General features: G+C 56.1%; 28 protein-coding genes and 4 tRNA genes. 9 read left to right on the top strand and 23 right to left on the bottom strand.

Annotated features, from left to right (window positions below; translation table 11 throughout):
- Nucleotides 1-102: 102 nt before the first annotated feature.
- Nucleotides 103-963: an AraC family transcriptional regulator gene (locus DQG13_RS11065; RefSeq protein WP_113019811.1), complete on the top strand. Its 861-nt coding sequence runs from the start codon at nt 103-105 to the stop codon at nt 961-963.
- A 113-nt stretch (nt 964-1076) separates the two neighbouring features.
- Nucleotides 1077-2225, top strand: a complete 1149-nt coding sequence (locus DQG13_RS11060) for a phosphodiester glycosidase family protein (protein WP_397333961.1) — start codon at nt 1077-1079, stop codon at nt 2223-2225.
- 1 nt (nt 2226) lies between these two features.
- Here the strand turns inward: DQG13_RS11060 and DQG13_RS11055 are convergent, their stop codons facing one another.
- The 3 genes from DQG13_RS11055 to DQG13_RS11045 form a co-directional block, all read right to left on the bottom strand.
- Entirely contained in the window at nt 2227-2811 is a 585-nt protein-coding gene (locus DQG13_RS11055; RefSeq protein WP_181592700.1) for a YueI family protein, read from the bottom strand.
- A gap of 86 nt (nt 2812-2897) precedes the next feature.
- Nucleotides 2898-3320 (bottom strand): YtxH domain-containing protein, encoded by a 423-nt coding sequence (locus tag DQG13_RS11050; protein WP_113019808.1) that lies wholly within the window; start codon nt 3318-3320, stop codon nt 2898-2900.
- Nucleotides 3321-3326: 6 nt separating this feature from the next.
- The gene (locus DQG13_RS11045) at nt 3327-3791 is read right to left on the bottom strand and encodes a DUF948 domain-containing protein (protein WP_113019807.1); all 465 of its coding nucleotides are present in this window, start codon (nt 3789-3791) and stop codon (nt 3327-3329) included.
- Between the two features lie 209 nt (nt 3792-4000).
- On the opposite strand from DQG13_RS11045, the gene DQG13_RS11040 reads away from it, so the two are divergent.
- On the top strand, nt 4001-4663 hold the full coding sequence (locus DQG13_RS11040; RefSeq protein ID WP_181592699.1) for a bifunctional 4-hydroxy-2-oxoglutarate aldolase/2-dehydro-3-deoxy-phosphogluconate aldolase: 663 nt from the start codon (nt 4001-4003) through the stop codon (nt 4661-4663).
- A gap of 376 nt (nt 4664-5039) precedes the next feature.
- On the opposite strand, the gene DQG13_RS11035 is transcribed toward DQG13_RS11040, so the two are convergent.
- The 5 genes from DQG13_RS11035 to DQG13_RS11015 all read right to left on the bottom strand — a co-directional run bounded on the left by DQG13_RS11035 (nt 5040) and on the right by DQG13_RS11015 (nt 8565).
- Nucleotides 5040-5726, bottom strand: coding sequence for a helix-turn-helix transcriptional regulator (locus DQG13_RS11035; protein ID WP_113019805.1), 687 nt, complete (start codon nt 5724-5726; stop codon nt 5040-5042).
- A 154-nt stretch (nt 5727-5880) separates the two neighbouring features.
- Complete coding sequence (locus DQG13_RS11030; RefSeq protein ID WP_113019804.1) at nt 5881-6318, bottom strand: DUF86 domain-containing protein; 438 nt, start codon at nt 6316-6318, stop codon at nt 5881-5883.
- Between the two features lie 3 nt (nt 6319-6321).
- A complete protein-coding gene (gene thiD, locus DQG13_RS11025) occupies nt 6322-7122 on the bottom strand; it encodes a bifunctional hydroxymethylpyrimidine kinase/phosphomethylpyrimidine kinase (RefSeq protein ID WP_113019803.1) in 801 nt (266 codons plus the stop codon).
- A gap of 205 nt (nt 7123-7327) precedes the next feature.
- Nucleotides 7328-8002, bottom strand: a complete 675-nt coding sequence (locus DQG13_RS11020) for a tetratricopeptide repeat protein (protein ID WP_113019802.1) — start codon at nt 8000-8002, stop codon at nt 7328-7330.
- 128 nt (nt 8003-8130) lie between these two features.
- Complete coding sequence (locus DQG13_RS11015; protein WP_113019801.1) at nt 8131-8565, bottom strand: hypothetical protein; 435 nt, start codon at nt 8563-8565, stop codon at nt 8131-8133.
- A 209-nt stretch (nt 8566-8774) separates the two neighbouring features.
- Here DQG13_RS11015 and DQG13_RS11010 point away from each other — a divergent pair, with 209 nt between their 5' ends.
- Nucleotides 8775-9029 carry a helix-turn-helix domain-containing protein gene (locus DQG13_RS11010; RefSeq protein ID WP_146767144.1) on the top strand — a complete coding sequence of 85 codons (255 nt, stop codon included), beginning with the start codon at nt 8775-8777 and terminating at the stop codon, nt 9027-9029.
- Between the two features lie 283 nt (nt 9030-9312).
- Here DQG13_RS11010 and DQG13_RS11005 read toward each other — a convergent pair whose 3' ends face one another.
- The 5 genes from DQG13_RS11005 to DQG13_RS10985 form a co-directional block, all read right to left on the bottom strand.
- On the bottom strand, nt 9313-9732 hold the full coding sequence (locus tag DQG13_RS11005) for a hypothetical protein (RefSeq protein WP_146767143.1): 420 nt from the start codon (nt 9730-9732) through the stop codon (nt 9313-9315).
- Nucleotides 9733-9979: 247 nt separating this feature from the next.
- Nucleotides 9980-10051, bottom strand: a tRNA-Lys gene (locus DQG13_RS11000).
- Between the two features lie 40 nt (nt 10052-10091).
- Nucleotides 10092-10163: transfer RNA gene (locus DQG13_RS10995), tRNA-Lys, on the bottom strand.
- Between the two features lie 40 nt (nt 10164-10203).
- Nucleotides 10204-10275 (bottom strand) — tRNA-Lys (locus tag DQG13_RS10990).
- Nucleotides 10276-10315: 40 nt separating this feature from the next.
- Nucleotides 10316-10387, bottom strand: a tRNA-Lys gene (locus DQG13_RS10985).
- Nucleotides 10388-10628: 241 nt separating this feature from the next.
- Here DQG13_RS10985 and DQG13_RS10980 point away from each other — a divergent pair.
- Together DQG13_RS10980 and DQG13_RS10975 are read left to right on the top strand one after the other, a co-directional pair.
- A complete protein-coding gene (locus tag DQG13_RS10980; RefSeq protein WP_113019798.1) occupies nt 10629-11936 on the top strand; it encodes a putative DNA modification/repair radical SAM protein in 1308 nt (435 codons plus the stop codon).
- Nucleotides 11915-12784, top strand: coding sequence for a TIGR03915 family putative DNA repair protein (locus DQG13_RS10975; protein ID WP_113019797.1), 870 nt, complete (start codon nt 11915-11917; stop codon nt 12782-12784). Before DQG13_RS10980 ends, DQG13_RS10975 begins: the two co-directional genes overlap by 22 nt.
- A 9-nt stretch (nt 12785-12793) precedes the next feature.
- On the opposite strand, the gene DQG13_RS10970 is transcribed toward DQG13_RS10975, so the two are convergent.
- The 10 genes from DQG13_RS10970 to DQG13_RS10920 form a co-directional block, all read right to left on the bottom strand.
- The gene (locus DQG13_RS10970; protein ID WP_309472229.1) at nt 12794-13225 is read right to left on the bottom strand and encodes a hypothetical protein; all 432 of its coding nucleotides are present in this window, start codon (nt 13223-13225) and stop codon (nt 12794-12796) included.
- Between the two features lie 207 nt (nt 13226-13432).
- Nucleotides 13433-14386, bottom strand: coding sequence for a radical SAM protein (locus tag DQG13_RS10965; RefSeq protein WP_113019795.1), 954 nt, complete (start codon nt 14384-14386; stop codon nt 13433-13435).
- Nucleotides 14387-14601: 215 nt separating this feature from the next.
- The gene (gene msrA, locus DQG13_RS10960; RefSeq protein WP_113019845.1) at nt 14602-15573 is read right to left on the bottom strand and encodes a peptide-methionine (S)-S-oxide reductase MsrA; all 972 of its coding nucleotides are present in this window, start codon (nt 15571-15573) and stop codon (nt 14602-14604) included.
- 197 nt (nt 15574-15770) lie between these two features.
- Nucleotides 15771-16235 carry a chemotaxis protein CheX gene (locus DQG13_RS10955; RefSeq protein ID WP_113019794.1) on the bottom strand — a complete coding sequence of 155 codons (465 nt, stop codon included), beginning with the start codon at nt 16233-16235 and terminating at the stop codon, nt 15771-15773.
- Nucleotides 16225-16656 (bottom strand): bacteriohemerythrin, encoded by a 432-nt coding sequence (locus DQG13_RS10950; protein WP_113019793.1) that lies wholly within the window; start codon nt 16654-16656, stop codon nt 16225-16227. Before DQG13_RS10950 ends, DQG13_RS10955 begins: the two co-directional genes overlap by 11 nt.
- Nucleotides 16657-16766: 110 nt before the next feature.
- The gene (locus tag DQG13_RS10945) at nt 16767-17339 is read right to left on the bottom strand and encodes a PadR family transcriptional regulator (RefSeq protein ID WP_113019792.1); all 573 of its coding nucleotides are present in this window, start codon (nt 17337-17339) and stop codon (nt 16767-16769) included.
- A gap of 132 nt (nt 17340-17471) precedes the next feature.
- Nucleotides 17472-19409, bottom strand: a complete 1938-nt coding sequence (locus DQG13_RS10940) for an oxidoreductase (protein WP_181592698.1) — start codon at nt 19407-19409, stop codon at nt 17472-17474.
- A 305-nt stretch (nt 19410-19714) separates the two neighbouring features.
- On the bottom strand, nt 19715-20470 hold the full coding sequence (locus DQG13_RS10930) for a zinc ribbon domain-containing protein (protein ID WP_113019789.1): 756 nt from the start codon (nt 20468-20470) through the stop codon (nt 19715-19717).
- Nucleotides 20464-20790, bottom strand: a complete 327-nt coding sequence (locus DQG13_RS10925) for a hypothetical protein (protein WP_113019788.1) — start codon at nt 20788-20790, stop codon at nt 20464-20466. The genes DQG13_RS10930 and DQG13_RS10925 overlap by 7 nt, the downstream gene beginning before the upstream one ends.
- The gene (locus DQG13_RS10920) at nt 20787-21314 is read right to left on the bottom strand and encodes an RNA polymerase sigma factor (protein ID WP_181592697.1); all 528 of its coding nucleotides are present in this window, start codon (nt 21312-21314) and stop codon (nt 20787-20789) included. The genes DQG13_RS10925 and DQG13_RS10920 overlap by 4 nt, the downstream gene beginning before the upstream one ends.
- A 415-nt stretch (nt 21315-21729) precedes the next feature.
- Here DQG13_RS10920 and DQG13_RS10915 point away from each other — a divergent pair, with 415 nt between their 5' ends.
- From DQG13_RS10915 to DQG13_RS10905, 3 genes are all read left to right on the top strand, one after another.
- Nucleotides 21730-23025, top strand: a complete 1296-nt coding sequence (locus tag DQG13_RS10915) for an SPFH domain-containing protein (RefSeq protein ID WP_113019786.1) — start codon at nt 21730-21732, stop codon at nt 23023-23025.
- Nucleotides 23026-23039: 14 nt separating this feature from the next.
- A complete protein-coding gene (locus DQG13_RS10910) occupies nt 23040-23780 on the top strand; it encodes a hypothetical protein (protein WP_113019785.1) in 741 nt (246 codons plus the stop codon).
- Nucleotides 23781-23945: 165 nt separating this feature from the next.
- Nucleotides 23946-24650, top strand: coding sequence for a hypothetical protein (locus DQG13_RS10905; RefSeq protein ID WP_113019784.1), 705 nt, complete (start codon nt 23946-23948; stop codon nt 24648-24650).
- Nucleotides 24651-24679 lie beyond the last annotated feature (29 nt).

Here is a 24679-nt window from a genome sequence, read left to right as displayed (position 1 = left end):
TGGCTTCTGTTCCTGCATCATGAAGGAAGAAGTCCGATCGGGCAAGCTGTGCGGCGGCAGGCCGCTGCAAGCCCTCCCGATGCTGAAGAAAGGCGGTTTTGTATGGATCTGAATTATGGTGCATCCATTAACCCGTATCCGTCCAGAGACGAGCTGTCCGTTCTGTTTAGCGGGCACTCCCAAACCTCCGCCGACCACAAGGTGGGACCATTGGTGCACAGCCATCACCTGCTCCATTATGTCCTGTCCGGGAGCGGAGTGTTCCATTGCCTGGGCAAGGAATACCGGCTGGAGGCGGGGGCGGCGTTCTTTATTTATCCGGGAGAGCTGGTCCGCTATGACGCCGACCCGGAATCCCCTTGGGCATACCGTTGGATCGGCTACAAGGGTGGCCATGTGGACGAGCTGCTGGCGCGGCTCTGCATCTCTCCCCAATCGCCGGTGATCCAGAATCCCTACAGCCCCAAAACAAGCTCCCTGTTCCGCCGGATCGAGCGGGTGCTGGGCAAGGGCGAGCCCTCCTGCGATCTGCAGGCCTCCGGATGGCTGCGCCTGATTCTGGCGGAGCTGGTTGGCAGCAGACAGCGTTCCGAAGCCAGCGCCCCTGAACCGGAGGCGCAGATTACCCGGCAGGTGGAGCAGGCCATCCGCTGGCTGACTCTGCAGTATTCCCAGCAGATTTCCATTGAGCATATGGCGCAAACCCTGGGCTACCACCGCACCCACTTGTCCAAAATGTTCAAGCGGCATACGGGCATGTCCCCCATGCAATTCCTGCTGAAAATCCGCATGGAGCGGGCGCGGCTGCTGTTGGGCGAGCCCCTTACGGTAGAGCAGGTGGCGGCTTCGGTAGGCTTCCCGGACGCCCTGTATTTCTCGAAGCAATTCAAGAAGTGGTACGGCCTGGCTCCCACGGACTACCGCCAGGACCGGCTGCATATGGGCCACTCCTGCCGGGTGTAGCCAAATGCAACCTTTGGCATGCCTATGCCGTATAGTAGTTGAATATGCAACGCTGTCCACAGCCTTGTCCGGCTTCGGCTTGGGACTTGGTTTTGCAGGATAGATCGGAGGAAATGTACCCTATGCCAACCCCTTCACAACCGCAGACGGCCCCAAGCGCCCGTACTCAGGCCCGCAAGGCCCCCCGCAAGAAAAAGCGCCATCCCTTTGTGCGCATCCTGACACGCACAGCCTTGACAGGATTCGTCCTGGCCGGCGGATTCGCCATATGGTTCTATCTGACGCCATGGGGGACCCAATACCGCAATATTATGGTGGATACCCTGATTACTACCCAGCACCGCCACTGGGGCAAGTACCTGGTTGGCGAGGCGGAATTAAAGAAACGGGTGGACGCGTACTGGAAACGTTTCGACGAATACGCCGAAACTCCGATTGTGCAGGAGCCCGTTATTCCGGCCGCCGCAGACGTTCAGCCCGAGCAAGTGAAGAAAGAGCTTCTCGAGGTGGAGGAGGTGGAGGGCAAAGGCGCTTACGGCTATTATAAAGGATACATCCTCCACGTCCGTGATCCGAAGAAGCTGCGCATCGTGGTTCCGGGCAAGGTGGACAAAGGCGAAAAGGTATCCGCCATGGTGAAGCGGACCGGCGCTTTGGCCGGCGTCAACGGCGGCGGCTTTGCAGACCCGGAATGGAAGGGCAACGGCTTCCAGCCTGCCGGTATTGTCATGTCCGGAGGAAAAATCTTCTACCTGGATGCGGATAAAACCACCAAGCTGCACGTGGTGGGCATCGACGCCGACGGAAAAATGATTGCGGGCAAATATTCGGCGGAAGAGCTGCTGAAAATGAACATGTCCGAGGCGGTGACCTTCTCTCCCCGCTTCATCGTCAACGGCGAAGGCCAGATCAAGAACGCCGCGGACGGCTGGGGCGTCGCCCCCCGCACTGCCATGGCCCAAACCGCCGACGGCACCATCATGTTCGCCATCATCGACGGCAGGCAAACCCACAGCATCGGCGTTACCCTGTATGAGATCCAGCAGCTGTTCCTGGAGCGGGGGGCGATTATTGCAGCCAATCTGGACGGCGGCTCCTCCACCGTGCTGGTCAAGGATAATCAGATCATCAACAAACCCTCCAGCGAATACGGCGAACGGTATCTGCCTACTGCATGGCTGGCCTTTGACGACCCTGCCATCACCATCAAAAATATTTGGGAAGGGATCGACATCAGCACCATCGACCCCTCCAAATGGTAAGCTATTCGTGGCCCGGGCACTTCTCCCCGAAGAGCCGGCTTAATGAATTCATCTGCCGGTAGTGCTTCAGCTCCTCCGGCGCGGCCTCGCGGATGCGGGCATAACAGTCCTTGCATACCGCCTGGCCGGCAGCCCGGATCAGCTGCTCCGGCAGCCCTTTTTTGGCCAGCCGCTCCTGCCTGGATTCCACATCCACCTCTTCTGCGTCCACCGCTTCCCCCGATGCCACCACCAAACCGATCTCTCCCGTAAATTCCTCATCCCGGCGGTATGTAACAACAATGCCGTTCGCCTCCGCCAGCTTTTGATACTTGGAGACGGCCTGCTCCATTTGCCCGCCTTGCAGCACCATAAGCTTGGCCTTCGGATGATGCAGCGCCTCCTCTATCTCCGGGTAGATGATGGACTCTCCCACCTGGCTCCTGGTCAGAACCCGCAGCACCCGCTCCCGGAACTCTCCCAGATAATGCGAGGTTTCCTCCGGCTTCAACCTCGGGGCGCCTTGGATGCCTGTCTGAAGGGTGCGCTCCAGCTCGCTTTTTCCGGAATAGCCCGAAAACGGCGTCTGCGTTTTTTCCTCCGCCATGCTCGTCCTCCTTCGTGATGTAGGTCGGCGGCCTTCAGCCCTTCTTGGCATAAAAGCCGCCGCGGATCACCCGGCAAGGCCGGGGATTACTTTTCTTCAGTCGGCTCTGCAGCCGGGAGGGCCGGTTCGGACTCTTCCACAGCAACAGCCTCCGCTTCTTCAGCGGCAGTGGCTGTCTCCGGCAGGGAGGCATGGGATTCCTTCCACGCTCTGACCTCATCGGCCACAACCTCTGTCACCGCATCTGCAATCACGGTAGCCACTTCCCTGGCTTTGCCCGCCAGCTCCACGCTTTGGGCGCCGACTACCTTGGCCAGCTCCGTGGTTTTGTCGCCGACGATTCCGGCCAGCTCCACGGTTTTGCCGCTGATTTTGTCCACCTGCTGGGAGATGTCCTCCCGCAATTCCTTGCCCGGCTTGGGCGCCAGCACCAGAGCAGTAATGGCTCCCAACACGCCTCCTACAACAGCGCCGATAAGAAAATTCTTGCCCGAAGTCTTCTCAGCCATAACCAATCATCCTTTCGTTTCCGTTTTGGATTCATGTTTTGCTTGTCTGGCACTTCTCGCTTCCTGCCACTTCTGCCACAGCTGCAGTCCCGTAGAGACCAGCTCCAGGGCTTCGCCCAGCCGCTGCTGGGTTTTGGCCTTGGCCGCGCCGGAGGCGGTCCGGGAAACGGCTGCGGACACCTCCTTCACCGATGCCGAAACCTGCTCCACTGCCTCGCCGGCGGTTTTCACCGAACGGGCTACAGGGTCCAGCGCATGGAGCTTCTCGTCGGCATTCTCCACAAGCTGCCGGCTGGCCGCGATCAGATCGGTGCTTTGGCGGCTGACTGCCGTCAGCTCGCCCTGGATGGCGGACAGGGTTTTGTTGGCCTCCGCCATCAGCCGTTTGGCCGACAAAATGAAGCTGATAAGATAAATGACGAGCGCTGTAAATGCGGCTGCCGCAACTGCCGCGCTGATTTGGACGATCATTGCCTACTCCCCCGTTTCTCTACGCGTCAGATGTGGGCCGCCTCCAGCATCTGGTCATACGCCTAATGTACTTCCATTATAAGTGGAATCTTTTATTTTGACACACAAAAACGGAAGAATTTCTCCATGAATGTGAAAAATTCCTGCCGGAATGGTATCATGGGCTCATCCGGGACATAAATCCGGCGCAAAATGGGAGGATGGGGACGATGGAACGTGGAGAAGCCGCGGAATTGCTGAAAAAAACGGGAATGATCGCCTCCCTGCGGGGGGCGGACAGGGACAGGCTGGCGGCCGCCGCACAATGGCTGTACGAAGGCGGCATCCACGCTTTGGAGATTCCTTTGAATACAGTGGGCGCGTATTATCTGATCAAGGACCTGCGCAAGCAGCTCCCCAAAAAAGCGCTGATCGGCGCAGGCGCCGTCCTGGACGCGGCCGATGCCAAGGCTGCGCTGGAGGCAGGCGCATCGTTTCTGTTTACGCCGGGGATCGACAAGAAGGTGATCCGGTTCGGCCAGGATGTGAAGGTGCCGGTTTATGCCGGAGCGGCAACTCCCACGGAAGTGATAAAAGCATGGAAGTACGGCGCAGGCGGCGTCAGGCTGTTTCCGGCCGTTTCCCTGGGGCCTGGGTATGCCGCGGAGCTCAGGCATGAGCTGGGCCACATTCCGCTCATCGCCGCAGGAGGCATCGGAAGAGCCCAGGCGGCGGAATATATCCGGGCGGGCTGCGCTGCCGTTTGCCTGGATTGCGCTGCGGTTACCCTCGGCTTTAGCGGCGCGGATGCGGTGAAACTGGCGGCCGGGCTGGCAGAGGAGATCCGCGAAGCGTTGCGGCCGGCGGAAGAGGAAGCGCCGGTGGGGCGCTGAGCAGCTTACGGGGGCGGTCTTTAGCTTGCGGGGAAGATGTAAAGTCTGCGCGGGAGTGCGTTCCGCCCTGCATGGGCGGCGCTTAGGTATGCGAGGGTAACACTCAGCTTACGGGAGACCCGCCTGCACGAGCAGGATGCCTGGGCCTTGCCGGACAGAGGTTCCGTTATTTTGCGAAAAATCGGTCTATTTCCTGCTGAGCGGACAGAGAATCCGTTATGCAGCGGAAAACCGCCCTTTTGGAGGCTGCAAGCGACCAATAAAGGATCGTCGGTCCGCGAAATGCTCAAAAAGGTCCGAAAATGAAAAATAGCGGATCATGAGTCCGGCCAGCGTCTGCGATAGCCCCTCAAGAAAAAAAACGACAGCCACCGCCTCAGGAAGAGGAGGAGCTGTCGTTCTTTGTTTCGGCAGTTTCGCCAGGCGCGCCGCCTTCATGCGGCTTGATCCGGTAGGAGCAGCGGCAGGCGCCTTTGGTCATGCAATCCGTCCGTTCCACGTCGGCCTGGAGCAAGGTCCGGAAGAGGTTCAGCTCGCATTTGCAGGCTTCCTCATATCGGATGGCCACCTGTGCAATCGGACAGTTGTATTCGTTCAGGATATATTCGCCGTCATCGCTCTTTTCCCAACTGGCCATATAACCGCCGGCATTCTGGATCTCCGTCAGCTCGGATACCCGTTCCTCCAGCGTCTGGCCCTTCATCTGATCGGCGTATTTATCCAGCATCTTTTCCTTGCGCCCCTCGAACAGCCGGTTCACCTGCTCCTCTCCGGCATGGGTCAGCAATTCATCCAGAAGATCCAGGGTCAGCAGATGATAATTCTTCGGAAACAGATCATCCGCCAAAACTGTGAGGGAATATAAATGCGAAGGCCGTCCCATCGCCTGCCGGGAGATTGTGGCTTCAATCAGACCGTCCCGTTCCATGGTGTTCAGATGCCGTCTCACCGCCATTTCCGTCACACCAAGCCGCTTTGCCATCTCGCTGACGGACAAAGGGCCCTTGGTTTTCATCATGGTCAGGAGAACCTTCCGAGTCGACGAATCCTGATCCTTGCTCAACCCTTCACCTCCCTCACCTGTTTTGACTTTATTTTATCTTATAGTCGTTATTAAGTAAAATTTTTATACACAAAAGTATCATAATCCTTAAACGCGTATTGGACAGCTCATACAGACCAAGCCGCGCACAGGAAGACACTCACGGCCCGGAGGTTTACAGTCCCGCTCCGCCTGTCTCCCTCCCGGCAAATTGCCGCACATCGCCGGCAAACCCGGCAAGCTCTTCAGGAAGACTGCGGGCAAGGTCCAAAAGCAGCTGATGATCCGGGGCAAGGTATTCCTGAACCAGCATTTTGCGGGTTTCCACCAGCCGGGTCAAATAGCTGTGCCGCGGGGAGCCAATCGCCCCCTCATCCAGCAAAATATCCATCATATCGCTGTAGCTTCCCGGATCGCGCAGAATAAAACCGTCAATGAGGAGGCCGCCGATGTCTGTCACCGTTTCCAGCGCCACATGGACAATCCTCTCCAACGCCGCTTCCAGCAAAATATCGCCGGGCTCCCAGCGGGAAACCAGCTCCCCCGCCGCAGCGCCAAGCTCCGGCAGATAGGCCAACAGACGGTTCAGTTTGTCCGAATCGGCATAGAACATGGTTCAGCCCCTCCTGGAGTACGCCCAATGGTTGGTAGGCCCATGCCCCTGCCCAATGCCCAGCTCATCGCGGATAGCGCAGGTAATGAACGCCTTGGCCGTTTTCACCGCCTGCTCCAGGCTGTCTCCCTTGGCCAGTCCCGCTGCCGCCGCCGCAGAGAAGGTGCAGCCCGTCCCGTGGGTATGCCGGGTTTCATAGCGAATCCCCTCCAGCAGGAGAAAATCCGTTCCGTCATACAATACATCCACCGGCGGCCCTTCCATATGACCGCCTTTGACTACGGCGGCGCGGGCCCCGTATTCCTCCACAATCTGCCGGGCGGCAAGCTTCATATCCTCCAGGCTGCGGATTTCCCTCCCGGTGAGCACCTCCGCCTCCGGCACATTGGGAGTAACCAGCGCCGCTACAGGAAGCAGCACCCGGCGGATCACGGATTTGGCCTCCTCCGCCAGCAGGGACGCCCCGCCTTTGGCGATCATCACCGGGTCCACCACCAGCTTGTCGATGCCGTGCTGCTTCACCTTGGCGGCAACCAGCTCAATTACGGCAGGCTGGGACAGCATGCCGGTTTTGACGGCATCCGCGCCGATATCTGTCATGACGGCATCAATCTGGCCGGCAATGCCTTCCAGAGGCACGTCGTAAATGCCGGTGACGCCCAATGTATTTTGCACCGTGATGGCGGTAATTGCTGTTGTTCCATACACATCCAGCATCTGGAAGGTCTTCAGGTCTGCTTGTATGCCTGCGCCTCCGCCGCTGTCCGAGCCGGCAATGGTCAGTGCTTTGGGAATAAAGGACATGACATCTCAACCTTTCTTTTTGGCGTTGCTCTCGTGAATCCGATTATTAGTGTATCGGCGGTCCCGGCCAATCGTCAAGCCGTGCCGGAGGTCTTCCCTCCCCTGGATAAGACAAAACCGCCAAGGCTTATCCTCGACGGTTGTCGGAACTGCTGCGAATCATATGCCCGCCCTCCGACAGCGGCGGGAGCCGGAACGTTCCGGGTCAGCCCGCATTTCTTTTCAGCCTGGCCAGAAGAGCCCACTTCCGTTCGGATTTGCGCTTGTACTTGGGCAGACTCCGGTAGATGCGGAGCGCTTCGCTATACGCCTCTTTGGCCTCGTCCTTGCGCCCCATGGACCTGTACAGCTCGCCCATCCGGTAAAAGGCTTCCGCCGAGGAGGAATTCAGCTGCCGCAGCTCCTCCAGATAGGAGAGCGCCTTGGCCGGCTCCCGCTGGAGATATGCTTCGCTCAGCCACAGATACGGCTCGCCGTACCGGACCCGGGGATTGCGCTCCAGCCCCTGCTGCACAAGGGCCTCCCCTTCCTTCAGCTGCCCCAGCTTCAGCTTCGTCCACCCCAGCTCCGCCAGAACCTCTGCGGAATCGTCCATAACCGGCAGCACCTGCTCCAGATAGTCATGGGCTTCTTTGAAGCGTTTTTTCTCCAAATACAGCCTGGCCGCCTCCAGCTTGCTCCGGGTATCATGGGGACGGCTCTCCAGCTCCCGGCGCAGCACGGACAGCCGGCGGTTCCGTTTGAAAGGTTTGCCGATGCTGGGGATAAGACCGATAAAACGACGCTCCAGGAAATAGCCGATTACCAGAATCACCACAATGGCAATGAACGGATTGCCCAACAGCCGCCACAGCAATACAAAAAGAATAAACTTGCCCATACGCCACTCCTTAGCAAAAAAAGGTATCTTCCCCCATCATACCACGATAACTGCAAGCGGGGAACCTTGGTTTGCCTGCGAAAAGCTTGCGGAGAGCCTGTGCCGGATCGGCGGAGGATGACGGGCGGCTAGCGCAGCGTTGTTTCGTCTGCCTTCGGGTTGGGGTCTGCGGCATCCGGGCGGGCGAATGTCCCAAACACCGCACCTTTGGACAGCTCCCGTTCAGCGTTCCACAAATGCTCCTCCAGCTCTGCGGCCACATCCTCGTAATCCAGCACCTCCCGCTCAAACTCCGTCCGGTTGCAGACGTCCGCGGCTTGCGGCTCCGTGAACCACTCTGAGGTTAAATCCTGGAAGGCCTGCCGCAGATTATTGTCGTACCAATCCAGATCCAGCTCCTCCCGCTTGCGGATCAGCTTTTGCAAGGACAGGCATCCGTCCCTCTCCCGCACAAACCAGGCCAGCATCGGCGCCTCCTCCTTAACCGGCCACACCTTTACCTCCCCGATCAGCTGCCCGCCGTTGGGGATCACTCTGGAGAATGCCGCTTTTTTGATGTGCACGGCCAACCGCTCCTTTTCTATAAAAATGTGGTATATCCGCGTTCCGAACTATGATTGCATTCCAAACTACGGTTAGGTTGTCCCGGAGCGGCCGGAACTATCAGATAGCGGCATTGCTGTGGCAGACAAGCTTGCCCATCCCGCGGCAATGGCATAGAATGAAGGAACGGGCATTGCCAGGTGGTTCAAAAATGAAAGGATGTCAGATCATGAACGTGTTAACACAGATCATGGGAGTGCGGGAGGCCGCGGCCAAGTGGGGTTTGGCGGCGGAGGAAGTGGAGCGGCTGTGCCGGGAGGGCGGCGTCCGGGCAATCCGCTTGGATGGGGACGAGGGACCGTGGGTCTTGGCGAAGGACCAGCCCAATCCGGTAACCGGCGAGGGACTGCCCCGGCAGCAGCGGGCAAGCGCGGACAAGTCGTCCTACATGTCGTCCAAGCTGTTGGACGCTTTGTATGAGTAGGGAACCGGGGATTGGAAGAATAGCGGAGGGCAATTTCCGCTATTTAAGGCCCGAAGGGGGAGTTTGCCGGGATAGCGGAACCCATTTCCCCCTATTGAACCCCGACCTAAAGATCGCAACGCCAAAAAGGGGCGATAGCGGAAAAAACCTTCCGTTATTGCCCCTTTTCCCTGCGTAAGCAAAGGATAGCGGAAAATAAACTCCGCTATTCCTGCACAGTTACCCCAGCTCGATTGCTAGGCTCTTCCTTCACAATCCCCGCAAACACACACTCAAAAATCCGCTACAAGCCGTGGACACTCCTGGCGACAATATCGTAGAGCTCCTCCCGTTGCGCGGCATATATGTCTTCCGAGATGCTGCCTGCGGCAAGCCGTTCATCCAGCTGCGCGGCCAACTGGGCCACTTGATGGCGGATCAGGCTGTCCACATCGGCTCCGTGCTCATTGGCCACCTCAGCCAAGGTTTTGCCTTCCAGAAGCGCATCGTAAATAACCGAGTCGGCGTCTTCCCCAATGGCTTGGGCAAGCGGATCGCTGCTCTCGGCAAAATTGGCGGCATCTTCACGATCAGTCTGGCTGGAGGTACCCAGTATGGTCAAGGATGCGGCATCAGCAGTTCTCACCCCGTCTCTCCCAGGGCCTCCGTTCAATGTAATCATAATGACAATGGTTCCGATCATAATCCACTGTTTCGTCGTCATCTTAAAATCCCCATTTCCTAATCCATAGTGGCGGCGCTGATCTCCAAAATCCCATCCGTCTGGCGGCGGCGCGTCGCAATTCAAGCTCACAATATGCTAATACGCAAATAAAGCGCTTACGTTTCATTTCATATCTATACTATACATGACGTACCTTAATGCCACATGAAGAAACTCTGAACGATTTCTGAAGAAAAAAAGCCCCCTCCGTCTGCTGGGACGAAGAGAACTTCTTGGAATGGTTATATAGACCCGGTGGGGGTCGAACCCACAACCTACCGATTAAGAGTCGGTTGCTCTGCCATTGAGCTACGGATCTGCATACGCGGCACTGCCGCGGTCAAAAAAAGATGGTGCTATAGACCCGGTGGGGGTCGAACCCACAACCTACCGATTAAGAGTCGGTTGCTCTGCCATTGAGCTACGGATCTGCATACGCGGCACTGCCGCGGTCAAAAAAAGATGGTGCTATAGACCCGGTGGGGGTCGAACCCACAACCTACCGATTAAGAGTCGGTTGCTCTGCCATTGAGCTACGGATCTGCATACGCGGCACTGCCGCGGTCAAAAAAAGATGGTGCTATAGACCCGGTGGGGGTCGAACCCACAACCTACCGATTAAGAGTCGGTTGCTCTGCCATTGAGCTACGGATCTGCGTGATTTGTTAGCCTTTCTTGTTGGGCGCAAGAAGTAATATACCACGGTCAAAAAACAATGTCAAACATTTTTTGCTAAAGTTTTTTTCAGGACCTCAAGTCCCCTCTCTTCCTGTCGAAATATGAAAGAACTTCAGCCCCATCAGAGCTCCCCTTCAAAATCCGAAAAAATGCTTCAACAGGCGTGACAAGAACATATGTTCTATGTTATGATAAGACCATGCAAGGAGGAAACCGGCATGGAACTTATCGACAAGCTTACCATCCTGTCCGACTCGGCCAAGTACGATGTCGCCTGCACCTCCAGCGGCTCCAACAGAAGCTCTAAGGCAGGGATGACGGGCAATACGGTCAACATGGGCATCTGCCACAGCTTTTCCGCAGACGGCCGCTGCATCTCCCTTCTGAAGGTGCTGATGACCAACAGCTGCATGTACGACTGCGCCTACTGCGTCAACAGACGCTCCAACGATACGCGCCGCGCGGCGTTTACCCCCAGGGAGCTGGCGGATCTCACCATTCAGTTTTACCGGCGCAATTACATTGAGGGCCTCTTCCTAAGCTCCGGCATTATGCGCAGTCCGGACTATACAACCGAGCAGATGATTGCGGCATTGGAGCTCTTGAGGGGCGAATACGGCTTTAACGGCTACATCCATGTGAAGGCCATACCGGGAGCGGACAGCGCGCTGATTTCCCGGCTGGGCATGCTGGCCGACAGGATGAGCGTCAACATAGAGCTTCCCTCCCGGGAAAGCCTGCAGATGCTGGCTCCGGACAAGAGCAAGGAAGCTATCCTGAGGCCCATGGGTCTCATCCGGGAGAAGATTACCGAGAATGCATACGACGTGGTCAAGTACCGCCACTCCCCCAAGTTCGCCCCGGCCGGCCAAAGCACCCAGCTTATTGTGGGAGCGACGCCGGAGACGGATCACAAGATTCTGACCCTTACGGAGGGGCTGTACAAGAAGTATAAGCTGAAGCGGGTTTTTTACTCCGCCTACATGCCTGTGACCCAGCATTCCCTCTTGCCCTCCACGGAAACCAAACCTCCCCTCCTGCGGGAGCACAGGCTGTACCAGGCGGATTGGCTGCTGCGGTTTTACGGCTTCCAGGCCAGGGAGCTGCTGGATGAGCGGAATCCCAATTTCAACCCGCTGATCGATCCCAAGTGCAACTGGGCCATCCATCATATGGAGCTGTTCCCTATGGAGGTGAACCGGGCTTCCTACGAGGAGCTGCTGCGGGTTCCCGGCATCGGCGTCCAGAGCGCCAAGCGCATCATAGCCGCCCGGAGAACGGCCACCCTGGACTTTGCTTCCTTGAAGAAGCTGGGAGTAGTGCTGAAGCGGGCCCAATATTTCATTACGTGCAAAGGCAAGGCCCTGGAGGGGCTCCGGGTAAGCGAAAGCAGCATCCTGCGGGGACTGATTTCCGAAAGCGGCCTGAAGAACATTCTGCAGCCCGAATACGAGCAGCTATCCTTTTTTGACGAATCCGCCGTGACAAAGGAGAGTGTGATGCAATGTCTTACCGGACAGATGTAGCCTACAGCTATGACGGCAGCTTTAACGGGTTTCTATGCTGCGTATATGAAAGTTACAACCGCCGGGAGCTTCCCTACGAGATTGTCTCCCAGGAGGAAGAGCAGGGCTTCCTGCTGCCTGCCCGGCCCATTGCTACCGATCTGGAGAAGGCCAAGCGGGTATACGGCACCATTGCCCTGAAGATTTCCCGGGAGGCGCGGGAAATGGTGCGCTTGGGATGGCTGACCAGCCATTCCCACAAGGAGCTGCTCCTTCTCCGTTTCCTGCGGCTGGGATTTTCCTGCGGCGCCGCTGTCATTGATATGCTGGCTGACGATACAGTGAGAACCCTGGATGAGGCTGTTCTTCAGCTTAGGCGGGAAGCCCATAAGTTTACGGGCTTCGTCCGGTTTTCCGTGCATCAGGGCGCGCTGGTATCCATCATTGAGCCGCGGAACCAGGTGCTGCCCGAGATCCGCAGCCACTTCTGCGACCGCTTCGCCAGCGAAACCTTTATGATCTATGACAAAACCCACCGGCAAGCGCTGATTCATGAGCCTGGCCGGGATGCCATTGTCGCTGTGGATGAATTGGACATGCCCGAGCTGGATCACAAGGAAGTGGAATTCCGCCGCCTCTGGAAACGGTTCTACAATACCATCGCCATCCGCGAGCGGATCAATCCCCGCCGGCGTATGAATTTCATGCCCAAGCGCTATTGGGGCCAGCTGCCGGAAATGCAGCCGGACTCGGGACATACGGCGCCCGCACGCAAAAAGCCCGTCTCCCGGGCATCGGAGCTTCCCATCCAGGCGGCAAGCCTGACGGTCGCTGATTCCCTAAGGGACGGACGGAAACATTCTGTATAAGCCGCAAGCTTAGAAGCGCTCGCGTTTTTTGCCCAGCATCAGGAACAGTCCCGCTGCAATCAGCACAATGGCTGCCGCCGACTGACCCATAATACGGAAGCTGGACAGGCTGCCCAAGGCGAAAATGGCGAAGAACAGAACGGATATGCTGGTTAGTATGAAAATGGGGATCAGAAGCCAGCGGTTGCGTCCGGCAAACCAATAAAATTCCAGCAGGCCAAACGCTGCAGCCAGCAGAAAGCCGGGCCAGGTGTACTGCCAAATATCAAACAGCATGGAGATTTGGCAGACAACGCCCGCTACCAGCAGAATACCGCCAGGGATGAGAAGTCCGACTCCCCTGCGCCCCGTTGCGAAGAAATATAGCCAATGAAAGAACAATCCCAATGGGATAACGAATAAGCTGGCCCAGAAATTCCCGAAGACGAATCCCGGGTTCACAGGATTTCCTTTCCCTGCAAAAAGCAATATCCCAGCGACAATCAACAAAATACCGCCTAACGCTCTCCTGTCCATAACATCCTCCCGTTTCGTTCCTGCGCTTTTTTAGGATCTTGTAGTGTATGCTCCTATTGTAAGCAACCTGTCTTCCGGGAACAACACACCACAGGCGGATTTATGCCTCCGTCCCGGGACGGAGAGGGAAGGCTACGCTTTACTTTCGCCGGGAAACATGGCTTCACGGGCCGGACAGGGCTCCCGCTGCAGATAATCCTGCAACGCCGGGGGCATGTTGCTGAAAATATCCGCCAGCTTGGTGCCTTTATAGATGTTGCCGATGACCACGGGATAACACAGCTCGGAGATCAGCACATCCCCGTTTCCATGCAGATGAAGCTGGGTTTTGCCTTCAATGCATTGGGACAAATAAACCCCCGGCTGCTCGCGGATGCCCAGCTCTTCGGCGAAGCGGTCCATACAGGTCAAATACAGCACGGAATCCTCCCGCTTGACGGCGATCAGCTCATCCACCGCCCGCTTCAGCTGCTCGCGCGCGGCAATGGCTTTCCAGCCGGTATGATTCATGACAATGCTGTTCTGAATTTCATGAGTGCGGACGCCCAGATCATAAACCATTTCGCTGATATCCTTCAGACAATGCTGGGTCTCCTCAAAAAGCAGTGTCTCCAGCACCGTATCCACCTTGGTCCGGGCAAACAGGCGGATGTTCTCCAGAATCCGGTCATAGACAGCCGGGGGCAGCTTGTAATACCTGGAAAACCCTTCTGCCGTCGTAAAGTTAAAGCTGATATGAATGGTGGTCAGCCCTGCTTGCACCAATTCCTCTACCTTGGCCTCATTCAGCAGGCTGGCGTTGGAGTTCAACTGGGTCTGGATGCCCCGGGAAGCACAGTATGCCACCACCTCCACGCAATCCCGGTATTTCATGGTGACCTCTCCGCCGGACAGGCGCACCCGCTTTAAGGCCGGCAGCTCCTCCAGAATCCGGATGACCTCGCGGCCGTCCAGGCTTTCTCCGTCATTGCGCTGATACGCGCAGCAATAATCGCATTTGAAGTTGCAGGATGAGGTGAGCCCCACCTCCAGCCCCTCCAGTGTATAGAGTTCAGGTTTTACCAGTTCAAGCGACTTGTAAGCCATGGATTTTGGTTCCTCCTTACCGATCTTGTCCAAGCGTTCACTGCAGGCAGCAGCCAGCTCTATCCGGTGAAGGGAACTCCCTCCTCCCAGAATAATGGGGAACAGCGAACCTGTAAATTATAGCCTGTCCGCCTATCGGATAGTGTGACATATGTTACACTTGGTTGTAACCTAAAAATCCCCGGCCTGATGACCGGGGTTTGGAAGCCGTGCATTTATTCACCGAACAGCTTGCGGAATTCGCCGTACCCTTCCTTTTCCAGACCCTGCTTGGGAATAAAACGGAGGGCAGCGGAGTTGATGCAGTAGCGCAAGCCCCCCTGATCCTGCGGCCCATCATCAAAAACATGGCCCAGATGGGAGTCGGCCTCGCTGCTGCGGACCTCGGTGCGGATCATAAAATGGCTGAAATCCGACTTTTCCTTCACCGCATGTTCTGCTAAGGGTTTGGTAAAGCTGGGCCAGCCGCAGCCGGAATCAAATTTATCCAGAGAGCTGAACAAGGGCTCCCCCGAGACAATATCCACATAGATGCCCTCTTCCTTATGGTCGAAGAACTCATTGCGGAAAGGCGGCTCCGTCGCGCTGTTTTGGGTCACTTCGTACTGCAGAGGCGTCAGATGGCTGGTATCGCGGGTTTTGCGGGACCAGTGACGGGCAATAAAATCATCCCGGCCGGAGCCCATCCGGTAGCGCTTGTAGTGCATCGGATTCTTCCTATGAAAATCCTGGTGATATTCCTCCGCCGGATAAAAGGGTTCGGCAGGCACAATCGGAACCACAATGGGCTTATCAAACCTTCCGCTTTCCGCAAGCTTGCGCTTGGACTCCTCGGCAATCCTTTTTTGCTCCTGCGAATGATAGAAAATGGCGGTCCGGTAAGAATCTCCCCTGTCATGAAACTGGCCGCCGGAATCGGTGGGATCGATTTGCTGCCAGAACAGCTCCACCAGCTTGGCATACGGGAAACGTTCGGGATCAAACTCAATCTGGACTGCCTCCGTATGTCCGGTGGTATGGGAGCACACCTCTTCGTAGGTGGGATTGGGCTTATGGCCGCCTGTATAACCGGAAACCACCCGAAGGATTCCCGGAAGCTCATCAAAGGGCTTGACCATACACCAAAAGCAGCCTCCTGCAAAGGTGGCCAGCTCCTTTGGCGGGTTCTTTTCGTCCTGATGGTCCATGTAGCGATCCTCTCCTTTCCCCAGGTACTTGCGCTGAAGCCGCGGCATTGGACCGCACTTCCAGTCTATTATACCACCTGGTCCGGAAGCTAATCATGCGAAACGGGCTCATCCCGCCATCCATTTGCTTATTGAGCCGCATCTTTTGCACACAAAAAAAGCCAGCTTCCCGAGGGAACTGGCGAAGGGTATGGATGTTACGCCCCTTTTTTACGCAAATCCACTTCCACCCGAAGAGGGCCAATGATAGTCTCCAGAGGCAGGGAAATCACGTTATTCGAATGAGGCTCCATCATCTCTTCAGTGAGCTCAAGAGTCGGCGGAAGAATATCGCAGGTGTAGTCGCTTTCGAACAAGCCGGTCATGGCGTTGCCGCTGATAATATTAACGATTTCGTTGAGGGCGGAGGCCACAAAATCATCTACAACCTCCATTTCCATACCGGACATGATCCGCACCATTTCCAGCGTCATGCTTTCCGGAAAATTATACTGGATGGTCCCCTCCAGATCGCCAATGATGCCGATGCTGACACAGGCTTTTTTGTTGGCCAGGCCGTCCAGCTTCAGTTGATCCGCTCCACGCTGGACCTCCAGATCCAGCATCAGGCGGAAAACCTCCCGAGTTGCCACATAAAAAGGATTCGCAATCTCAGGATTCATAAGCGGGGTCCCCTTTCAGGCTGTCCAGATAGTCGGCGATTTTCTGGTCGGAGGCGGCTACATGGTTAATCAGCCAAGCCAGCAGCTTGCCGGCGAATCTCTGAACCAGCGGCTCCTGATAGCCCTGCTCCTCAAACAGCCTTACGAATTCCCCCACTTCCGCCGTAAACTGGGCATGGACCTCGCAGTGCTTGGCGCAGTCGGGGTAACAAACCTCCCGCTGATACTGCTCCTCGTCGTGGAAATGCTGGACTACGTACAGCTTCATAAACTCCAGTGTTTCCTTCACTTTTTCCACCTTGGCGTCCCAATCTTCCTTGGAACGCAGAACCAGCAAAAAGCTCTCTACGCGCTTAAACAATTCCAGGTGCTGTTCGTCGATCAGCTCCACACCGATCTTGTATTTTTCTTTCCACATCATCGTAAGAAGAACAGCTCCTTTCACGCGATGGCTCCATCCATCGTCGTACATTACACTCATTATATGACAGATTTCATCGCGATTCTATTTTAATTTTCGTTAAATTTCGATCATTTTTTGTGCAAATTCAAGTTTGCTTCGCTTTCCGGTTCCAGATCCTTCGGGGTTGAAAAACGCGCCTTCAGCCTCATGAAAAAATCCAGCTCCGCCTTCATTTGCAGTCTGGAATATTCATGCAGAATGGGCGACATGGGTAAAAACCGGTTATCCTCCACACTGTGGACCAATCCATCCAAATGAGCCAAGTTTTCCTCAATATACCGGAGACGGCCGGAAATCACCTGCTCTCTGGTCTCCGGCTCCAGCAGCTCAAAAAAAGCCAGCCGGTTGAAAATTTCATCCTGGTTCCGAGCATATTCCGGGGGAAATTCGTTGAGCAGGCTGTGAAAAATTTCCTTTCCCATCTCTGTGATGGAATAAATATGCCGGTTGGGCCGGTTCTCCTGAAGCTCCAATTGTTTGGTGATGGCCCCCATTTCCTCAAAGCGCTTGAGGGTCGGATACAAATAGTTGTTATTGATGGTATTGGATTTGCCCAATAAAAACGCCACATTCTTCTTTATTTCGTAACCGTGTTTGGGGCTGTGCATCAATTGGGACAAAATGAGAATGTCAATATACATGCTATTTCACGCTTCCTTTGCTGTTCTTCCGCTTGGCTTCTGCCTCCAGCATACCAAAACCGCCGCCGGAGCAAAAGAGGCCGCCAGGCAGGAGCATTCTGTCTCCTCCCCGGCAGCCTCCGGCCGAATCCGTTAAATCAGCTGAGCCACTTCCGCTCCTTCATAAATCGCCTCCAGCGCCTTGCGGGGCTTCAACGCATCACCGATCACATGGTACGGAATACCTGAATCCTTCACCGCTTCCGTCAATTGATTCAGGGACTTGGAGCCGGTAGCCAGCACCACAGTGTCAATGTGCTCCAGCTTGAACTCCGCCCCTTCCTTCTCCAGGGTGATTGCCCCTTCGCCAATGGACACACAGCGGGTGTTCACATAGACCGGAATTTCGTGCCGGGCAATAAAATCAACGGCGAAAATCTTCCGGGTATGCACCAGTTCCTTGGCTACCTCATCCTGCATTTCCACGATAACCACTTCCTTGCCCTGGGAAACGAGCAGCTCCGCTACCTCAATGCCCACCAAACCGCCGCCGATAATCGCCGCGCGGCAGCCGGCAGTTGCTTCCTTGCGCAGCACAGCGTGAGCAGTGACCACATGCTTGCCTTCCACTCCGGGAATGTTGGGCACAAACGGAACCGAGCCTGTAGCAATGATGATTTCATCCGGCCGGATTGTCTCGATGACTTCGGCGGTGACAGGTGTATTCAGCCGTACGTCTACCCCTTTCCGCACGACTGTCCGGCCCATCTGGAGCGCCGATTCCGCCATTTCTCCCTTGGAGGGGGATTGCCCCGCCAAGAACAATTGACCGCCGAGAGCGCCGGAGCTTTCGCATAACACAACCTGATGGCCCCGGTTTTGCAGATGGATGGCCGCCGTCATTCCCGCAGCGCCGCCCCCTGCCACCAGAACCTTCTTGGGCTTCTCAGCGGGCTTGTCTCCAAAGCGGTCCTCCCGCCCGGTAACCGGGTTGCGCAGGCATACCGGTCCGTTGTGACCCGCCAGCTCCCGGTCTGGCCGCTGCCCGCCGACACAGGCTTGGTTGCAGCCGATGCACTTGATAATCTCATCCACCCGGCCTTGCTCCGCCTTGATGCAGAATTCCGGATCGGCGATGAGTGTCCGTCCCAGAGCTATGAAATCAGCCTGGCCTTCGGCAATGATCTTTTCGGCCACAGCGGGATCATTGATCCGTCCCACTACCATAACCGGGATGTGGAGAAGCTTCTTCAACTGCGCCGTGTAGCCCGCATTAAAGCCGGGAGCCACCTCCAAGGGGGCAATGGTTCTGTGTACGGTCTCGAACAGGCCGCTGGTCACGTGAATCACGTCGGCTCCCGCCGCTTCCAGAATCGGCGCGATCTCCATAATGTCCCCGGGAACCAGTCCGCCGGGCACAAATTCCTCAATGGTCAACCGGTAGGAAACCGGAAAATCCTCCCCAACCTGCCGCTTGATGCTCTTGATGACTTCTGTACAAAAACGGGTCCGCTTCACCAGATCGCCGCCGTATTCATCCTCCCGCTTGTTGCTGTACGGGCTCATAAACTGGTTCAGCAGATAGCCGCTGGCGCCATGCAGCTCGACCATATCGAATCCGGCCTGCTTGGCCCGCAGAGCCGCGGCGCCGAATGCCTCCACAATCTCGTCGATCATGGCCTGATCCATCTCCACCGGCATCTCCCGGTACGCCACATTGGGGATCGGAGAAGGGGCGATAATGGGCTGCCCGGTAATCTGGCTGGAGGTCTGTCTGCCCGCATGCCACAGCTGGGTGCTGATTTTGCCTCCTGCCGCGTGTACGGCGTCAGTCAAGCGGCGCATGCCGGGAATAAAACGATCCTCATACAAGGAAGGGATGGACGGATTGCGGGTGGTGGAATGAACCGCCGTATATTCGATGGTGTTCATGCCGACGCCGCCTTTGGCCCGGGCTACATGATACCGGATGAATTCATCCGTAATCATCTCGTTGTCTGCCATGCCGGAGCCCATGGGAGCAAGCACAAAGCGGTTTTTCAAGGTTAATTGGCCGATGGCGCCCGGTGTAAATACATGTTTGAACTCCATTATCCATTCCTCCATAGTCTATGTGTTATTTGTACCTAGGTATTTTTAACCTATATATATATTACTTCGATTCACCCTCAGAGAAAGTGATAAATTTCACAAGCTTAAAATTTTCTCCCCCTGCCTCCGGCTTGCCGCCACACCAAAAAGCGGCACTCAGGCGGAATCCGTCCAAGTGCCGCTTAATTGGGTTAGCCGTGCATCGTCCGACCAATCCGGCGCCAACAGCCAATTTGGGGGCCGGTTTAGGCCCGGTTTGGGTTCGTCGCCACATCTTCGCGCCGAATAGCCCATCTCCTCCTGCCCTACTGCTCCCACTTCAAATCAAACTTGCCTTTGGCCTTTTCCGCATAGATCCGCAGAGTCAGCTTGGCATTGGCGGGAAACTCGCTTAAATCCCAGGTATAGGGGGAATCCGGACTGTTCAGCTCATTCAGCGAAAGCCGCTTCTCCACCCCGCTCTCTTTGGAAACCACCTGCGCTTCCGCTGTCCCCGATTCAATGAAGGCATTGATGGTCATCGTCTTGGAGCCCTCCTGCTTCAGCTTGATGGAGCGGAACTTCTCCCCGTCCAAATACCAGAAGGAGAGCTTCCATCTGCCGGGCAGGGAGGTTTGGGTTTGGCCAATGGAAATATTCCGTTGAATGAAGGACTCCGGGGAAGCGGCAAATTGGGCAATGAAAATGCCGATTACCAGAAGAAAAACCAGTACAATGATGCCAATCCCGGCGAACAGCAAAGGCTTCCCCTGCTTCCGCTCAACAGGCGCAAATACCGTTTCGCCCAGGCGGGTTCCGCAGCTGGAGCAGTATGCTTTTTCCGGCTCCGTCAAGCTTCCGCAGGCAGGACAGGGGATTCTCCGCTGCTTGCGCCCCACCAGGAAGTACAGCAGAATACCCAGCAAATTAGGCATCAGCACCACAATCGCCGTCCACAGTCCCGCCTCCAGCCCGCGGGCTTTGGCATCCCGATATGTCCAGACGCCGAAGCAGGCAACCGCAGCAGCAAACAACACAAACGCGGCAATCATAAATCCGATGACCCACGGCACACTCAGCATCCTTCTACCTCCTCCTTCCACTTTTTCCGGGCAACGCCCCACAGCACGCACCCGCTCAAGGAGCATACGCCGCCGCAGGCCGCAGCCAACACAGCCGCCATTGATCCGGGGAAAAGCACCTGAACCGCACCGGCCACAGCAGCCGTTTGCAGCATTCCGGCAAGCGCCGGCACCCACCAGGACAGGGTCCAGCGGCTTTTTCTGACAAGCAGCTCCTCCTGCAATGCGCCTTGTACCGATGAAGGCACCTCCATGGCCTCATCCCCCAGCGCAGAGAACAGCAGGGAATCCAGTTCCTCATCCGTTAACGGTTTTTTCATCGGGAATATCCCTCCAGTTCGGATTTCAATTGCTGCCTGGCCTGATAAAGCCGGGTTTTCACCGTGCCCTGGGGCAGGTGGAGAGCCTCCGCAACCTCACGTACCGACAGGCCGCCCATATAAAACAGCAGCACCGGCATACGCAGCATATCCGGCAGCTTTTGGACGGAATCCTGGACCTGGCGACGCAGCATGGCTTCCTCCACAATCTGCTCCGTCCTTCCGGCATCCGGGGCCTGTTCCACCCGGTCCGGCGACCGGTCCACCGGGGCAATCCGGTGTCTGCGGGCCCGCTTGGCCTGTTCGTCCCGCCAGATCCGGGCGGCTATGGCCATCAGGAACCCTGCCGGATTATGGTCCTCCTCCACCCGCCCCGCCATATCCAGCACCCGGAGAAAGGTTTGCTGGTACAAATCGTCGGCATCCGTCCGGGACGGGGAGAGCCTCCGGCAGAACGCATACAGCCGGCTGCCCCATAGCCGGGCCAGCGCATCCACGTCCCTTGCGCGCTCATCGCTCTGCAAGCTCTCACATCCTCTCACCTGTATATCCGCACGTGAATGAATTTGGTTTTGGCAGGAGGAACAACGCAAACCGGAGCCGCCCAGCAAGGCGAAACATGCTGCCTCCACCAAAGTGCCGATTCATAGAAACAACCGTTCCCCATTTCGAGATCATATGGTAACATCATACTATATCCCTACCTGGAAAACAGACAGACATCTGTACAGGAGGCCGGAGGTCGCAGCAGGCAAGCCGGATGAAACATGAATGCCTGTTTTCCGTAATACAAATAGTGGTAAGCGCGTTAGGCCTATTCGCTCCCAGATTTTGCTCCAACGGGCCCCATTTTCGGCAGGGATTTGGAGGGTTTTGTCGAATACCTTACCGCAACCAACATACATACTGCGTGCTGCCAGTTTTGAAAGGAGAACGAATATGGCCATCATCCGCGTGTTGAAATACGACGGCCCGCCAGACATCCTGGTCTGGAAATATCCCCATCAGGAGTTGGGCACATGGACCCAGCTTATCGTCAATGAGTCCCAGGAAGCCATCCTGTTCAAAGGAGGCCAGGCTCTGGATCTGTTCGGACCGGGCCGGCATACCCTGTCTACGGAGAATATTCCGGTGTTATCCTCCATTGTCAACATTCCCTTTGGCGGCAAATCCCCTTTTACCGCCGAGGTTTGGTATATCAACAAGCTCCGTTCCATGGATATTAAATGGGGAACCTCCGCACCTATCCAGCTTCAGGAGCCCAAGTATCAGCTGATGATGTCCATCCGGGCGTTCGGGCAGCTTGCCGTGGAAATTGCCGATTCCCGCATGTTTATGACCCGGCTCATCGGCACTCTGCCGGTATTTAATCAGGACGCGCTGTACAACTACTTCAGGGGCATCCTGATGATGAATATCAAGGAACTCATTTCTTCTTATTTGGTCCATAAAAAAATCAGCGTTCTGGATATTCACGCCTATATCTCGGACATCTCCCGACATATTGAGGAGCGGGTGGCACCCGCCTTTGCGGATTCCGGATTGCGGCTGGTGAATCTGAACTTTGAGTCCATCAATCTGCCGGACAATGATCCCACCACCAAACGCCTGAAGGAAGCCCTCACCAAAAAAGCGGAAATGGAGATTCTTGGATTTAATTACCAGCAAGCCCGGGCCTTCGACACGCTGGAGCAAGCCGCCAGGAATGAAGGCACCCAGTCTACTTTCATGAATGCCGGCATCGGTCTTGGCCTGGGATCGGGTCTGGGCGCAGCCGTAGGCAGCGTAATGCCCCAATTGGGCAGCCAGCTCCAGGCGGCCGGTGCGCACCGTGTCTGCCCCCAGTGCAAAGATGTGAATCCCGCGGATTTCAACTTTTGCAAATCCTGCGGCAGCTCCTTGAAGGAGACTGCACAGCCGCCCCAGGAGCAGCAGATCCTTTGCCAAAGCTGCGGAAAACCGGTGCTGCCGGGAACAAAATTTTGCGCCCATTGCGGCGATCCCTACCATCCCTGCCCTGTGTGCAAGGCGGACAATCTTCCCGATGCGGAAGTCTGCAGCAAATGCGGCGCGGATCTTGGAAAAACCTGCAAGCAATGCGGTACAACCGTTTCCAAGGATGTCAAGTTCTGTCCGGAATGCGGAACCAGCATGATTCTGACCTGCGGGCAATGCAAGCATGAGGTAAAGCCCGGACAAAAATTCTGCTTTGAGTGCGGCCATAAGCTGCTGTGAGGGAGGGCACACCCATGAACAAATACCGCCGCTTCGGCAGCTTGGCAATCCCATTGTTGTTTCTTCTAACCTTGCTGATGACCGCCCTTGTGTTTCTCTGGATCGGACTCCAGGCGTCCTTTGCGGGACAATGGTGGATTTCCTTATGCGCCTTCATCTTCGCTGAAGCAACCGCCTTCTTCTATGTGAATAAAGCAGCGCAAAACCGCCGCAGGACGCGGCAGGTTCCCGCCCTTTTGGCGCCCTTCACCTTGATTGTGGTGTATGCCGCGCTGCTTCTGGGCTATATGATCCTGTTTTGGGGATTGTTCAACATTTCCTTTGTCTCCTACCTGCTTCTGCACGGAATCACCACCGTTTTGTTGGCCGCGGGGCTGGTTCTGATGAACAGCTACAAGGGCTACGTGGAAAATCAGGATACAACAAACGGGGAAACCGCCTCCGTCTTCGCGCAAATCCAGCAGTCTCTTCAAACCCTCCGTATGGAATCGGCGGCCTGGTCCTCGGTGAAGGGGGAGCCTGTTCTGCGCCTTCTGGAGCAAGCCGCGGAAAAAGCGCGTTTCAGCGATCCCGTGACTCACGCCTCCCTCATTCCCATCGAGGAAAATCTGCTCTGGCAAATCCGGGAGCTGGAGAAATGCCTACAGCTGTGGCGCAAGGGCGACTCTGGCAACGGAGAACTGGCGCGGCAACTGCTGGATGATATTATGGGCGGCTTGGCCAAGCGCAACAGCCGGCTGCTGTCCTTGAAGTAAAGAGGGGAAGACAAACTGTGCTACTTCAGAGTCATGACTACAATGATCCGTCAGACGAAGAGCCGGAGGACAGGCCCGAGTACGAGGCGTCCTCCGGCGATTGCTGTGAGGACTCCGAACCGGAAGAAGCCGCCGAGTCAGCAATAACCTTAGAGGAGGACCACAATGGCAGCACTGGATGAGGAATATAAGGATAGTCCAGCCGTTAATACGGTGTTTATGTATATATCCATATTTTTCCTAATGCCGATTTTCATGCTTCTTATGCTGTACCGCATGTCACAACACCGTAATTATACCCATAAGAAAATTAGCGATTGCAGGCTTAAGGGCACCTTCGCCATGTTCTTCTACCTGGTGTATGTGATTGGAATGCTCTCCAGCGAGTTTAGCGCTACAGGGCTCGTGGCATTTTCAATCCTGTTTCTTCTTCCTAGCCTGTACCAATTTCATAAGGCAAAACGAATCAAACGAAAGCTTCACAAGCGCCTTGAGCAATATCAGAACTATTTTATGGAAAACCAAGTAACGACGATTGAAAGGCTGGGGAAGCTTACCGGGGAACGTCCGGAGATTGTGAAGAATGAACTTCTGCACTGGATATATATAGGAGTCCTGGAGAACATCGATGTGCAGGCCAACCGGGTGTTCATTTACGGAAGCTATCAGGAGCCCCAGGTGAGCCAGCGGCATGTACATATTGAAGTTAATCACACAGCGCCACACCGCCCCCACCCTTCCCGTGAGGCAGTTGCGCCCCCTCCGCCCCCCAAACCGAAAACAGTTCAATGCCACGGCTGCGGGGCAAGCATGACGATTATGGAAGGCGAAACCAAACGCTGCGAATATTGCGACAGCATCCTGAGTTAGCCAAAGCATAACAGTAAAGAGGTGGACCC

Origin of the sequence: Paenibacillus sp. YN15, assembly GCF_003285005.1 — a bacterium.
Taxonomy (GTDB): domain Bacteria; phylum Bacillota; class Bacilli; order Paenibacillales; family NBRC-103111; genus Paenibacillus_AR.
The sequence above is the reverse complement of the archived record's forward strand: the minus strand, read 5'-3'. Positions and strand labels throughout refer to the sequence as shown.

Coding starts and splice junctions, on each gene's coding strand:
- DQG13_RS10955 (WP_113019794.1), bottom strand. CDS start 16,235: ATGAATCCTGAGATTGCGAATCCTTTTTATGTGGCAACTCGGGAGGTT.
- DQG13_RS10950 (WP_113019793.1), bottom strand. CDS start 16,656: ATGATGTGGAAAGAAAAATACAAGATCGGTGTGGAGCTGATCGACGAA.
- DQG13_RS10965 (WP_113019795.1), bottom strand. CDS start 14,386: ATGGCTTACAAGTCGCTTGAACTGGTAAAACCTGAACTCTATACACTG.
- DQG13_RS11020 (WP_113019802.1), bottom strand. CDS start 8,002: ATGGGCAAGTTTATTCTTTTTGTATTGCTGTGGCGGCTGTTGGGCAAT.
- DQG13_RS10930 (WP_113019789.1), bottom strand. CDS start 20,470: ATGCTGAGTGTGCCGTGGGTCATCGGATTTATGATTGCCGCGTTTGTG.
- DQG13_RS10975 (WP_113019797.1), top strand. CDS start 11,915: ATGTCTTACCGGACAGATGTAGCCTACAGCTATGACGGCAGCTTTAAC.
- DQG13_RS10940 (WP_181592698.1), bottom strand. CDS start 19,409: ATGGAGTTCAAACATGTATTTACACCGGGCGCCATCGGCCAATTAACC.
- DQG13_RS11010 (WP_146767144.1), top strand. CDS start 8,775: ATGAACGTGTTAACACAGATCATGGGAGTGCGGGAGGCCGCGGCCAAG.
- DQG13_RS11050 (WP_113019808.1), bottom strand. CDS start 3,320: ATGGCTGAGAAGACTTCGGGCAAGAATTTTCTTATCGGCGCTGTTGTA.
- DQG13_RS10910 (WP_113019785.1), top strand. CDS start 23,040: ATGAACAAATACCGCCGCTTCGGCAGCTTGGCAATCCCATTGTTGTTT.
- DQG13_RS10925 (WP_113019788.1), bottom strand. CDS start 20,790: ATGAAAAAACCGTTAACGGATGAGGAACTGGATTCCCTGCTGTTCTCT.
- DQG13_RS10945 (WP_113019792.1), bottom strand. CDS start 17,339: ATGTATATTGACATTCTCATTTTGTCCCAATTGATGCACAGCCCCAAA.
- DQG13_RS11045 (WP_113019807.1), bottom strand. CDS start 3,791: ATGATCGTCCAAATCAGCGCGGCAGTTGCGGCAGCCGCATTTACAGCG.
- msrA (WP_113019845.1), bottom strand. CDS start 15,573: ATGGACCATCAGGACGAAAAGAACCCGCCAAAGGAGCTGGCCACCTTT.
- DQG13_RS11005 (WP_146767143.1), bottom strand. CDS start 9,732: ATGACGACGAAACAGTGGATTATGATCGGAACCATTGTCATTATGATT.
- DQG13_RS10915 (WP_113019786.1), top strand. CDS start 21,730: ATGGCCATCATCCGCGTGTTGAAATACGACGGCCCGCCAGACATCCTG.
- DQG13_RS10980 (WP_113019798.1), top strand. CDS start 10,629: ATGGAACTTATCGACAAGCTTACCATCCTGTCCGACTCGGCCAAGTAC.
- DQG13_RS11040 (WP_181592699.1), top strand. CDS start 4,001: ATGGAACGTGGAGAAGCCGCGGAATTGCTGAAAAAAACGGGAATGATC.
- DQG13_RS11060 (WP_397333961.1), top strand. CDS start 1,077: ATGTACCCTATGCCAACCCCTTCACAACCGCAGACGGCCCCAAGCGCC.
- DQG13_RS11030 (WP_113019804.1), bottom strand. CDS start 6,318: ATGTTCTATGCCGATTCGGACAAACTGAACCGTCTGTTGGCCTATCTG.
- thiD (WP_113019803.1), bottom strand. CDS start 7,122: ATGTCCTTTATTCCCAAAGCACTGACCATTGCCGGCTCGGACAGCGGC.
- DQG13_RS11055 (WP_181592700.1), bottom strand. CDS start 2,811: ATGGCGGAGGAAAAAACGCAGACGCCGTTTTCGGGCTATTCCGGAAAA.
- DQG13_RS11065 (WP_113019811.1), top strand. CDS start 103: ATGGATCTGAATTATGGTGCATCCATTAACCCGTATCCGTCCAGAGAC.
- DQG13_RS10905 (WP_113019784.1), top strand. CDS start 23,946: ATGGCAGCACTGGATGAGGAATATAAGGATAGTCCAGCCGTTAATACG.